This window comes from Cryobacterium sp. 10I1 (genome assembly GCF_035019805.1).
Taxonomy (GTDB): Bacteria; Actinomycetota; Actinomycetes; order Actinomycetales; family Microbacteriaceae; genus Cryobacterium; species Cryobacterium glucosi.
This window is the reverse complement of the sequence record NZ_JASJVF010000097.1, coordinates 1-11,156: the sequence shown is the minus strand read 5'-3', so window position 1 is coordinate 11,156 and position 11,156 is coordinate 1. Positions and strand designations below refer to the sequence as shown.

Here is an 11,156-nt window from a genome sequence, read left to right as displayed (position 1 = left end):
TGAGACAATAAACATGGCCCTCAACGCCGCCTGAAACCACTAACCCAACGAGTCAACTGAACTCGGGGCAGTCCCGATCGGCAGCGCCACCAGAATCACCGCGAATGCGTACAACGGCAGTAGCCAAATGTCTCTGGGATTCTCGCGAAGGTTGGATATCCCTCGAATTCCGCGACCTAAAAGAAGCCACGACAGAGTTCCCGCGACGCCCCAGGCAGTGAATTCCAGGCGCTGGAAGAGCAGATAGTACAAGCTGAGCCCCATCGTTATCGGCGTGACCAGGATTTGCAGCACGGTCACCTTGGTGATGAAGGGGACATGCCACAGCCATCCTCTGAATGCCGCCGTCAAGTAGCAGCGGTAGGAGTTGCGGCTCCACCGCACTCGTTGCTTCACGAAAGCACGGAAACTCGAGGGAAACATCGACACCGCCCGGGCGGAGGACTGATGAACCGTTTTATATCCTGAAGCGAGAACCAGCCATGTCAGGCGCCCGTCATCTCCGGACACGCACCGCCGGCCGAAGAAGAACTCATCCTCCAAGTGCTCGAGAACGGGCAGGACCGCCGCCCGACGATACACGGCGGTGCGGCCAGACACACAGGGCACCGCCCCAGCCTTACCCATCGCCGGAACGTAGTCGAGATAGCGCAAGTTCACCATCCAGTCAGCGATCCTCCGCCACACGCTCGACTCACGCTGATACACGTTCTGGCGCGTGCCAACCGCACCGACCAGCGGGTCGTCAAAAGGCATTTGCACGTTCTCCAACAACCCGTCACCCCACCACGTGTCCGAATCCGTCAACACGAGAATGTCGAAACGAGCCAAACGAATACCGCACCCCAGCGCAGACCTCTTACCCGCATGGTGGAACAGCACAGGGATCAGTCGGGGATCAGCCAAATCCTCGATACGTTCGAACGCCTCCAGATCGACCACATCCAAAACAATGATGATCTCCCCCGGGTCTTGGGCCCTCCAGGAATCCAGACAACTCATCAAAATCTCAACATCCTCGTGAAACGAGGGGACCACGACCGACGTCGACGCCCGAAAACCCGTGACAATGGGCCCCACCCGGTGCGACAACACAAACCGGAACAACCACAGGCCCCACACAATCGTTCCCGCCACGGCCAAAGGAAAATACGGCCTGACAACGGCCACAACACCACTGACGACCGACCAATCAAAACCAGCACGGGCATCCGGCGCTGCAACCAGTTCAAAATACAAGAGTGTGGTCCTTTGCTAGCGATCGCCGGGCGAGGGCACAAGCACGGAAAGCGGCACAACGTCTTCGTTCCCACAAAATCGTTCACGCTCGTGCAGAGTCCATTTGCAGCGCGCCCGAGCAAAACTGGCGGTGTCGTCGGCACCGGCATCGAGACCATATCCGTGTGACCAAACGGTCACTAGGCACGACTGAGAGCAATGTGGTTAACCACACACCCCCGCGGTGTGAAGAGAGAGAAGATCCGCCGGGTTGTCACCCGAGGACGAAATTTGGCACGGCGCCCGCCCCGGCACCCGGCCGCGCGATCCCGAACTGGTCGCCACCGGCCATGGCAAGGTTCACGCGTGGGGGACGTCACCAGGAGTACACGCGATGACCGCACCCCATTTTATTGACACTGCCCGTTTTCTGTCCGAACAACTCGAGCAAGCCTCGCCGGACCTGATGCGGCAGATGCTGACCACGTTGATCAACGCGCTGATGAGCGCCGAGGCCGAAGCCGTCTGCGGCGCCGAGTATGGCCAGATCTCCGCCGACCGGACCAACTCCCGTAACGGCTACCGGCACCGGGACTTCGACACCCGCACCGGCACCCTCGACGTCGCGATCCCGAAGCTGCGCACCGGGACCTACTTCCCGGACTGGCTCCTCAAGTGCCGCCGCCGCGCCGAGGCCGCCCTGACCAGCGTCGTGGCGACCTGCTACCTCCTCGGAGTCTCGACCAGGCGGATGGAGAAACTCGTCGAGTCCCTCGGCATCACCCGCCTCTCCAAATCGCAGGTATCGATCATGGCCAAAGACCTCGACGAGCAGGTCGAGCAGTTCCGCACGAGGCCCCTCGACGCCGGCCCCTACATGTTCGTCGCCGCCGACGCCCTGGTGCTGAAGGTGCGCGAGGGCGGCCGTGTCGCCAACGTCCACGCGCTCCTCGCGACGGGCGTGAACAAGGACGGCCACCGCGAGATCCTGGGCTTGCAGGTCAGGCGCCGCGTGTCGCGCGAGCAGCCGACTGCAGCGACGCCTGGTGTCAGCGCTCTTCGAAAAGTAGGCCAGTTTCGCTAACGGCCTACTTTTCAACGAGCGTCGACGTCGACGCATGGCTGCATCTCCGAATCGCTGTTCCCGGGGACTTATGAAAGGGTTCGTTCACCTGAGGTTCATCTCAGCTTTCCCCACCGTTGTCCCCCTTATTAGGGGTATGCCTTGCGAGATCCGTATCGTTCGATCGGAACCATATCGACGATCAAAGGATGGATCTCTTGCGTCACGCATTTGTTCAGTTCAAGCGCACATCGTTCGCAATCCTGGGTGTGGCGGTGACAATTGGTGCTCTGGGAGCTTCAGCACTTCCGGCCTCAGCTGTGGAACACCGGGACTCCACCCCGCCAACGGGCTACACGGTGTATTCCTTTGCCGCCGTCGGAGCCGAGTCCAAACCAGATGACATCTCCCGTTTGGGCGATCATGTGTTCGTGGCTTTTCAGAACGGGGTCGGCTCGCTCGGGGAAGCGTCCCCGAGCGGAGTCACCTCCAGCACAATCCAGGAATACGGGTTGGACGGTCGCCCGGGCACGTCGTGGCAGGTCACCGGCAAAGTGGATGGCCTCACCGCCGACAACGCTCATCACCGCCTGCTGATCACCACCAATGAAGACGGCAACTCCCACTTCAGCACCCTGTCCCCCGATGACGAGCACGCGGTGAAGACCTATGACTACGCGGGCCTCACCCATGGCGGTGGCACCGACGCGATCTCTCTCGTCCACGGCCGGATCGTCATCTCCGCTTCGGCGCCCACCAACGCGACCGGTCCGGCCCTGTACTTCGTGGACCTTGACGGCACGACAGCAACCCTCACCCCGCTGTTCGCCGACAACGCCCTAGCGACCGCAGCCAATGGTGCCAACGCAGGCCACAGCGTGAACTTGGCCCTGACGGATCCCGATTCAAACACCATGGTCCCCCGCACAGCGTCTCGGTTCGGCGGTGACTTCATGCTCACCGCCCAGGGCGACCAGCAACTCGTCTTCGCCTCCCGCGCAGAACCCTCAGCCACGCTTCACGTTCTTTCAGTGGCGCAGCCGATGGACGACACCGTCTTCGCGGGCCGGCCCGAGCAGACGCTTTGGATCACCGACCCGACCCACAACACTATTGACGCCGTCACTGGACCGTTCTCCGCCGGGCAGGCCATCTCGTCAGTCACGCCCGATGCCGGACCCGCCTACCTCGCGACCCTCAACCTGACCGATGGAACCTTGAACCCGATCAAGGCCCTCGCCGCCATCCAGCCTAAGGGACTACTGATCATGTCGAACAACACCGAGCACACAGACAACACAGACAACACAGACAACACAGACAACACAGACAACACAGACAACAACTAACAAACGCACCACGTGATCAGCGGGCACCACGACCTCCAGTTGTGGTGCCCGCTGACATTTTGCAGAAGATTTCGCTGTTTCAGCGTATCTATCGAATCTCGCCCGCTCGGAGGAAACCGTGAGGTCCTCGTTGGCGGCGGACTCTGGCGCAGGTGAGCGGAACCTCGAGCCTATTTCCGCCGATACGGAATTTGTCAAGTTTAATGGGGCCAGCGTGAGTTAGGCGGCTAGTTTCGTCTCGTCTTCTTGTGCTTCGGCAGGCTTGTTGATCCAGGCCGCGTTAGGGATCTTGGGATCGACGCTGGTGCTGAAGCGTTCCGGGTTCCTGGCCCGGGCTTCAGCCAGGGTCGCGGACCTCTCGGCGGCTTTGCCTGCTGCGAGGCCGTAGTGGACGTCAGCGGGCGTGTTCAGGCCGATGCCGGTGTGATGGTGGGTGTGGTTGTAACCCTCGACGAAAGTGTCCATGAAGCGGCGGGCGTCGCCGAGGCTCGCGAAGCGTTCCGGGAACACGGGTGCGAACTTCAGCGTTTTGAACCACGACTCCGAGTACGGGTTGTCGTTGCTGACCCGGGGCCTGGAGTGCGACTTGGTGACCTCCAGATCCGACAACAACGCGGCGACGGTCTTGCTCGTCATCGACGTGCCCCGGTCGGCGTGGACGACCTGCGGGGTGCCGTGGATGCCGAAGGTTTCCGTCATCATTTCCGCGGCCAGGATGGCGGACTCGGCCGGGTGGACCTTCGCGCCGACGATGTAGCGGGAGAAGATATCGATCATCACGTAGCAGTTGAAGTACTTGCTCTTGATCGGGCCCGCCAACTTCGTGATGTCCCACGTGTTATGCCGACATCGGCATAAGTCGTGTAGTGCGTATCCGCTTAGCTCAGCTAGTGTGAAGTGTGTCCAAACCTGATTTTCCACGGTCGATTCTGGCCTTCCAGGAGTGGTTCGTGGATGAGCAGGCGTGCCTGGACTATCTCTTTGAGAGTCGATGGCCGGAGGGGTTCACGTGCCCCCGTTGCGGTGGCCGCGACGCGTATCCGATCGCCACCCGACGGCTGTGGCAGTGCGTCCAATGCCGGTATCAGGTCTCGGTGACGGCCGGGACCGTGATGCACAAGACCCGGTTGTCGCTGCGGTTGTGGTTTTGGGCGGCGTACTTGGTGGCTACCGGCACGCCAGGAATGTCAGCGAGGCAGTTGCAACGTCAACTCGCGCTGACCCGCTACGACACGGCCTGGACAATGCTGCACAAGCTGCGCCGCGCAATGGTTGCCCCTGATCGGGGTTTGCTCTCGGGCGAGGTCGAAGTCGATGAGTTCGAGATCGGCGGTGTGGAGAAGGGCAGGAGCGGCGGGCGCAGCGGGGTCGCGAAGGCCTCCACCGGGATCATCGCAGTGGAGGTGCGCGGCACCGGTTCAGGTCGCATACGGATCGAGCTGATCGACGACGCGACCGCGGCAACGTTGTCCGGATTCATCGAACGGACCGTCGAGGCGGGAGCGATCGTGCATACTGACGGGTGGCAAGGCTACGCGAAACTGACGAGTATGGGCTACGTGCACCGCCGGCGCAGCCAGGCTAAGGCCAAGCGTGACGGCGACACCGACCCGGTCTTGCCGCGGGCGCACCGGGCGATCTCGAACTTCAAGTCTTGGCTCCGCGGCACACACCGCGGCGTGAGCGCCGAGCATCTTCAGGTCTACCTCGACGAGTTCATCTTCCGATACAACCGACGACGCACACCGATGGCCGCTTTTCAAACCCTCCTTGGTCTCAGCAGCCACCATCCGCCGTCTACCAGGGCTGAGATCGTGGCCGAAGGCCCGGCAGCAGCCAAGCGAAGCTGAGCTAAGCGGATACGCACTAGTCGTGTTATGCCGACATTGTGATTATGCCGATGTTGGTCTCCGATCCCAGCTTCCAGGCGGGAGCCGGGCTGAAAAGGTCGGCATAATCACAGTGCTTTGAGGAATGCCAGGACGGTGTCGGTGGGCTTGTATCGTCCGGCCGCGGGGACGGTGAGCGGGGTGACTTTGGCGATCGCGGCCTCTTTCAGGGTCATGTCGGCGTGGAGGTAGATGTTCGTGGTCACGATTTGTTCGTGGCCGAGCCAGAGGGCGATGACGCTGGTGTCGACCCCGGCGTGGAGTAGTCGCATTGCGGCGGTGTGCCGCAGTGTGTGCATGCTGACGTGTTTGCCGATCAACGAGGGGCAGGATGCGGCTGCGACGGTGATGCTGTGGTGGATTCGGTGTTCGAGCGCGTCGCGGCTGAGGCCTCGTCCGGTGCTGCTGGTGAACAGCGGTGCGCTGGGAGGGCCGCCGTGTTCGGTGATCCATCGTTTTAGGACATTGACGGTGGCGGGAAGCAGCGGGGTTCGGCGTTCTTTGCGGCCTTTCCCGAGGCAGTGGACGTGGGCTCCGGCCCCGGTCTGGATGTCGGCGATGGTGAGGCCGAGGAGTTCGCTGACGCGCAGTCCCGTTTGGATCGCCAGGGTGAATAGAGCGTGGTCGCGCTGGCCGGTGCGGGTGTGCCGGTTGCAGGCCTTCAGTAGCGCGTTGGCTTCGGCGGGCTCCAGCCAGGTGACAACGGTGCGGCGTTGGCGTGCGGCCGGGATCGCCAGGACGCGTTGGATGACTTCGGCATGTTCGTGGTGGCGCAGTGCGGCGTAGGCGAAAAGAGAGTGAATCGCGGCCAGGCGGGTGTTGCGGGTGCGAACGCTGTTTCCGCGGACCTCTTCCAGGTGGTGGAGGAATCCGGTGATGGTGTCGGCGTCGAGGTCGCCGATGTCGATATCGGAAGGCCCCTTGCCGGTCCGGGCGCAGACATAGCCGAGTAGCAAGGTGATGGTGTCGCGGTAGGAGGCGATCGTGTTGCTGCTGGATTGGCGTTGGGTGAGGAGCCGGTCGGTGAAGAACACCTGCAACAGCGGCGCGAGGGACGTCATGATTGCCCCTGCTGCCGGTCGGTCGCGTTCTCCAGCCGGGTGGCGGCGTAGGCGAGTAGCTCGGGGACGGCGCTGATATACCAATAAGTGTCGGCGGGCTTGGAGTGGCCGAGGTAAATGGACAGGGCAGGCATCTTCGCGGCAACATCGACGCCGTCGCGGTACCAGCCCAACAAAGTGTTGACCGCGAACGTGTGACGCAGGTCATGCATCCGGGGGTGTTGTGTTGGGGTGCGCAGCCCCGACGCCGTGGACGCCTGGACCCAGTTATCAAGAACAGCCGCGTATTTCAGCCGCTCACCTGCCGGGTCGGTGAAGAACGCGACGGATCGCGTCCGAGCATTGTCGTGGTGTTGGTCGTCGCGCCAGTGCGCGTAGCCCCCCAGCGCTGCGGTTGTGGTGGGGTGCAGCGGGACCAGTCGCGGATCACCCTTTCCGCGGCTGATCACCAGCTCCCCGGCGTCGAGGTCCACTGCAGCCTGATCGAGCCCGATAGCCTCTCCGACGCGCATTCCGGTCGCGGCCAGCAAGGCGAACAGCACCGGGTAGGTCCGGGCGCGGCGGCCGCCCACCAGCGCCGCTGCGGCATGGATCACCGCGGTGATCTCGAGAGGGCAATAGATGTAGGGACTTGTGCGATGAAGGGGATCTGAGAAGATCCCGCGGGGCGGGACCTGATGGATCGGATCCAGCGCGTGCATGTAGTCGGCGAAGCCGCGGACCGCGGTCATCCGCGTGGATGCCCGCGTCGCCGGCGGAGTCGTCTCCCCGGCAGGCAGGCCGCTGGAGAAAGCGATCGCGTCAGCGATGGTGATTGCTGTGATGTGGGCGTTCGTCAGGTGGGTGGCGAACTGGTGCAGCAGGTGCTCGGGCCAGTGCAAATGGGCCCCGAGCTGACGGCGCAGGCGGATGTAGTCATCGACGTCCTCCGACCAGGTCATGAGAGTTCGCCCCCGGCCGGCCAGGGTTGGGCCAGTTGTCGCAACCGCACCACGTCGACGCGGGCGTAGTTCGCAGTTGTCGCCGGATCCTCATGGCGCAGCACCTGCCCGATGCCGGCCAACGGGACTTCGGCGGCGACCATCGCCTCGGCCAGGCCATGGCGCAACCGGTGGGGCCCGAACGGCTTCTCATCCGCGAGAGCCACGTGTTAACCCTGGCCGATGCGCGCCGTGTGCTCAGGGACTGAGTGATCGGCGCGCAGCAGCCCGCATGGTTCGAGATCGCGATCGTGCCTTTTTAGGCCTGCACGGCAGGTGTACCGCGCATGTACTCGGCATGCAAACGACCCAAGACTCCAGGGAATTCTCGGCCTTCAAAATCACTACTTCCAGCGAAGTCATACTCTTTCTCAGGTTTAAGGCGACGGCGAAGTCCGCCGCCTCGATTGGCGAGGGTGCCCCCTACTTGTACTGCTGTGCAATCAGCTTTGAATTGGGCGAGCCTGCCCAGCTCAGATGGCTCGGCGGTAAGGCCTTCATCGGCGGCCTTGTCCTTGACGTCGTAGAACTTAACCCCCTGGAATTCGAGCCGCCGAGCATCCCGCGCATGTACTCCGCATGACAACACACGACCTGACCAAGCTCTCACTCTTCAAAATCACGACGACCCGAGAAGTGATTCTCTACGCGCGGCACCTAGTGACCGGCCGCGCCATGGCTTCGGCTGCCGAGGGGCTCCCATACGCACCATGCGCAGGCGTCCGGCTGGAAGCAGGCTCGCCGGCATTGATAGATTTCGACGATGACGGCCGTGCCGTCCACTTCACCGGAGGCATCGTCCTCTCGGTCGAGCAGCTGCCCGGTCCGCCGTTCGAGCCGCTGCCGTGATGGACGACGGCCTTGGCCCTTTGAGAATCGGGCTCGACAGTCCGCGCGGATTTTCTTACACCGCCGTAACGGACGCCGAGATAGTCGTCGTCCGGCTCTACCAGAACGGATCGATCAGGCTCGGACGCGGTGTCGCCAGGGGTAGCGCCGGCCCGCACCTCATCACCGACGGGAGGATGCAGCACGTCGGCCGCTTCGAGCTCAGTAAGGGGCTACGGGGTTGGTGGACCTGGCGCGACCCGGACGACATGATCGGTGCCGGTGGCGAGACCTCGGCACCTGTCCTCTGGATAGATGCGGAGCCGATGCCGGAGATCCGGCCAGAATGGCGGGTAGCCTGACCGATATGAGCGACGCGACGGGCCGCGAGCCGGAACCGCTAAGTTCGGCGCTGCTCTGGAGGTCACCACGAATACGGCTTCTGAGGCGCAGCGTACGGCCCGTGGACATCGACGCGGGCAGTAATCCGGCCCACCTGCGAGCAGATGAGGCGTGGGCCACGGCCGCAGAGATGACCGGCAAAGAGCCGTGGTTTTACACCGAGCCGCAGCTCGGGTTGGATGGTAAGCCGGAAGGCTAGAGTCCCACGTTGCAGAGCACCTACCGAACGCCATGAGAATGGCGCGAGAATGAAGCGGGCAGAACGGCAGGGACATCGAGAAATGAATGTAGTCGCGCCGAGATTTCGCCGTCACAGAAAAAGCTATGCAGCTCAGCCCACCGAGCACGTCGGGCCGCCCGGCGCGGGTCGGTCGCCGGCCGCGGCGATCCACTCCCGCAGTTCCGGGTACGCCGACGGGTTCGCGGCGATCGCGGGGAGCGGCCCGGGGTGGAGATACGCCAGGTCGGCGAGGTCACCAGCCGAGGTGGCCCGGTCAGCGGCGAGCTCGGCCGGAGTCAGCTCGAGAATTGGTGCGGGAACCGGCTCCATCAGCTGCGGAAGGGCCGCAGGAAGCGCCGGAAGTAACTTGCCGGCAGGGTACCGGGAGCGGTGCATTCTGCTCGACGAGCGTCCTCTCCTGCCCCGACTCGTCCCGGTCCAGCGCGGCCAAAGATTCCTGCTCGGATGTCCTCCGTGCCTTGTGCGCAACGAACAACACTCGCACAGCGCCCATAACTGGAATAACCGGGCCGAACGACACCTGGCTCGGATACGTCAACGACTGCATGTTCCCGGTAATGATCGACAGCACGATCACGGCAGCCCCGATCGCCATGGCCAGGACCCGCGTTCGCGTCGGAATGCCCGTCACCGGAAGCAGCCCAATCGATGCGGTCAGTATCCCCGTGACGAGCAAAAGGGTGTCGTACGAACTCCAGTACGTGCTCAGCTCCGGTCAGTCGGAAATCTGCGCTTTCGACCCGCTGACATCACAGAATCGTGAAGAGCGCTGACGGGAATTCGTCAAGCTGCCGCTCGTTCGCGATCACTGCTTCCGACTCCCCACTCACGAGAGCGCCCTGTCTAACCACGCCGTGAGTGACGCGCAAGACGTCTGTACCGTCGGTCCCCAACACCAGGGCTACCGCTTCGAGCGCGTCAGAGTCTCTGGCCGGACCGAACCCTTCCAGATAGATTTGGTTGATGAAGGCGCGAGCTGAGCTCGCTGCCAACGACTTTTTGAGAATGTCGATCTCATTGATTCCACTGGCCAGAGTGACGACCACTGTCACGGTATCCGAGGATTTGGTTGCGGGAGAGAAGACCGCGATAGAGGAACCCGTCACAGTCAGTGGGTCAGACGCATCTGCGATATAGACGTACAGCAGTGGCCGTTGTCCAACTGCAGAACCGACTGCGACAAGCAACTCGGGCGCGAGACGAGAGTCACCGGGACTATTAGCGCTGAGCAGGCTGCGAACGGCAAGGGAACGGTAGCCTCGCGCGGAGGCTTTCAACAAGTCTGCGGCGTCCGAAGCCGAAACGGTCGGTAGATTGCCCAACCATTCGGACCTCTGCTCAACGGCAACGGCAACCAACTCGTCGTCGGTCAGTACTATGGTCATGAATTTCCCCTCAATGGGTCGTGCAGAATAGGCGAGCTCAGGACTACTAAAGTGCAAGCTGACTACAGCAGCCAGCCGACCAGCTTTGACCCGACTTGGAAGGTGGCCTTACCGATTTCCTCGATCACGGCGCCCGGATTGGTCGCGGCAAAGTTTGCGTTGTTGTCAATCGTTGCCTGCGAGAAATCAGCCTTGCTTCCTTCGCGCCAGACCTCGGACCAAACTTTGACGTTGGCCCCCAACAGCCGGGAAACAGGATCCCCATTGGCCTTGAGTCCTTTGGAAATCCAATCGGCAGCGTCATAGCCATCAAACGTCCCGTTCTGAATCTTGTCGACGTCATGCGCAACATCCATGAAATTCGATAGGACACTGAGTCCAGGAATATCCCGTACCGCACCTATTGAGGCCAGCAGGTCCCACGGTTTGATTCGACCCGGAACTTCGCCTTCCCGAATCGCATCGATGAGATCTTGAACGCTCCTATTGGCATTCGAAGCGAAGAAACTCCTCAGGATGTCCTCCGGGATGCGGCCAGCGGTCGCCCACATCGTCCTCAAATCCGAGATACCACCGATGGGGAATGCGGCTCGGCTCGACCCTGAACTGGGCCCGTCGCTGCGGCTCGCGTCTTCCTGCTCCTGCGCGTTCTTGCGCAGCTTCTGGCGCGTCGCCTCATCGGGTAGCGCTGTTCTGATAACCCGGTAGCGCTCTTCTGCCTAAGTGGTAGCGGCCCGGAC

Annotated in this window: 14 protein-coding genes and 1 pseudogene; 7 read left to right on the top strand and 8 right to left on the bottom strand. The window is 62.4% G+C overall.

Annotated features, from left to right (window positions below):
* Positions 1-39 precede the first annotated feature (39 nt).
* The gene (locus tag QN345_RS10180; protein WP_323508619.1) at positions 40-1,239 is read right to left on the bottom strand and encodes a glycosyltransferase; all 1,200 of its coding nucleotides are present in this window, start codon (positions 1,237-1,239) and stop codon (positions 40-42) included.
* Positions 1,240-1,612: 373 nt separating this feature from the next.
* Here QN345_RS10180 and QN345_RS10175 point away from each other — a divergent pair, with 373 nt between their 5' ends.
* Together QN345_RS10175 and QN345_RS10170 are read left to right on the top strand one after the other, a co-directional pair.
* On the top strand, positions 1,613-2,302 hold the full coding sequence (locus QN345_RS10175; RefSeq protein ID WP_416172946.1) for an IS256 family transposase: 690 nt from the start codon (positions 1,613-1,615) through the stop codon (positions 2,300-2,302).
* A gap of 410 nt (positions 2,303-2,712) precedes the next feature.
* The gene (locus QN345_RS10170; protein WP_323508618.1) at positions 2,713-3,630 is read left to right on the top strand and encodes a hypothetical protein; all 918 of its coding nucleotides are present in this window, start codon (positions 2,713-2,715) and stop codon (positions 3,628-3,630) included.
* Positions 3,631-3,849: 219 nt separating this feature from the next.
* Here QN345_RS10170 and QN345_RS10165 read toward each other — a convergent pair.
* A pseudogene (locus tag QN345_RS10165) lies at positions 3,850-4,467 on the bottom strand (transposase); the annotation flags it as partial.
* Between the two features lie 62 nt (positions 4,468-4,529).
* Here QN345_RS10165 and QN345_RS10160 point away from each other — a divergent pair.
* Complete coding sequence (locus QN345_RS10160; RefSeq protein WP_322137454.1) at positions 4,530-5,480, top strand: IS1595 family transposase; 951 nt, start codon at positions 4,530-4,532, stop codon at positions 5,478-5,480.
* A gap of 107 nt (positions 5,481-5,587) precedes the next feature.
* On the opposite strand, the gene QN345_RS10155 is transcribed toward QN345_RS10160, so the two are convergent.
* The 3 genes from QN345_RS10155 to QN345_RS10145 are packed head-to-tail and all read right to left on the bottom strand — an operon-like array spanning position 5,588 to position 7,727.
* Positions 5,588-6,580 carry a tyrosine-type recombinase/integrase gene (locus QN345_RS10155; protein WP_322188007.1) on the bottom strand — a complete coding sequence of 331 codons (993 nt, stop codon included), beginning with the start codon at positions 6,578-6,580 and terminating at the stop codon, positions 5,588-5,590.
* Positions 6,577-7,521 carry a tyrosine-type recombinase/integrase gene (locus QN345_RS10150; RefSeq protein ID WP_322188009.1) on the bottom strand — a complete coding sequence of 315 codons (945 nt, stop codon included), beginning with the start codon at positions 7,519-7,521 and terminating at the stop codon, positions 6,577-6,579. Before QN345_RS10150 ends, QN345_RS10155 begins: the two co-directional genes overlap by 4 nt.
* On the bottom strand, positions 7,518-7,727 hold the full coding sequence (locus tag QN345_RS10145) for a tyrosine-type recombinase/integrase (RefSeq protein ID WP_322137458.1): 210 nt from the start codon (positions 7,725-7,727) through the stop codon (positions 7,518-7,520). The genes QN345_RS10150 and QN345_RS10145 overlap by 4 nt, the downstream gene beginning before the upstream one ends.
* 131 nt (positions 7,728-7,858) lie before the next feature.
* Here QN345_RS10145 and QN345_RS10140 point away from each other — a divergent pair, with 131 nt between their 5' ends.
* From QN345_RS10140 to QN345_RS10125, 4 genes are all read left to right on the top strand, one after another.
* On the top strand, positions 7,859-8,143 hold the full coding sequence (locus tag QN345_RS10140; RefSeq protein WP_322137459.1) for a hypothetical protein: 285 nt from the start codon (positions 7,859-7,861) through the stop codon (positions 8,141-8,143).
* The gene (locus QN345_RS10135; protein WP_322137460.1) at positions 8,140-8,409 is read left to right on the top strand and encodes a hypothetical protein; all 270 of its coding nucleotides are present in this window, start codon (positions 8,140-8,142) and stop codon (positions 8,407-8,409) included. The genes QN345_RS10140 and QN345_RS10135 overlap by 4 nt, the downstream gene beginning before the upstream one ends.
* Positions 8,409-8,750 carry a hypothetical protein gene (locus QN345_RS10130; RefSeq protein ID WP_322137461.1) on the top strand — a complete coding sequence of 114 codons (342 nt, stop codon included), beginning with the start codon at positions 8,409-8,411 and terminating at the stop codon, positions 8,748-8,750. The genes QN345_RS10135 and QN345_RS10130 overlap by 1 nt, the downstream gene beginning before the upstream one ends.
* Positions 8,751-8,851: 101 nt before the next feature.
* The gene (locus QN345_RS10125; RefSeq protein WP_322137462.1) at positions 8,852-8,989 is read left to right on the top strand and encodes a hypothetical protein; all 138 of its coding nucleotides are present in this window, start codon (positions 8,852-8,854) and stop codon (positions 8,987-8,989) included.
* Positions 8,990-9,121: 132 nt separating this feature from the next.
* On the opposite strand, the gene QN345_RS10120 is transcribed toward QN345_RS10125, so the two are convergent.
* The 3 genes from QN345_RS10120 to QN345_RS10110 form a co-directional block, all read right to left on the bottom strand.
* A complete protein-coding gene (locus QN345_RS10120) occupies positions 9,122-9,406 on the bottom strand; it encodes a hypothetical protein (RefSeq protein WP_322137463.1) in 285 nt (94 codons plus the stop codon).
* A 374-nt stretch (positions 9,407-9,780) separates the two neighbouring features.
* The gene (locus tag QN345_RS10115; RefSeq protein WP_322137465.1) at positions 9,781-10,416 is read right to left on the bottom strand and encodes a hypothetical protein; all 636 of its coding nucleotides are present in this window, start codon (positions 10,414-10,416) and stop codon (positions 9,781-9,783) included.
* Positions 10,417-10,478: 62 nt separating this feature from the next.
* Positions 10,479-10,967 (bottom strand): hypothetical protein, encoded by a 489-nt coding sequence (locus tag QN345_RS10110; RefSeq protein WP_322188011.1) that lies wholly within the window; start codon positions 10,965-10,967, stop codon positions 10,479-10,481.
* Between the last annotated feature and the right edge of the window lie 189 nt (positions 10,968-11,156).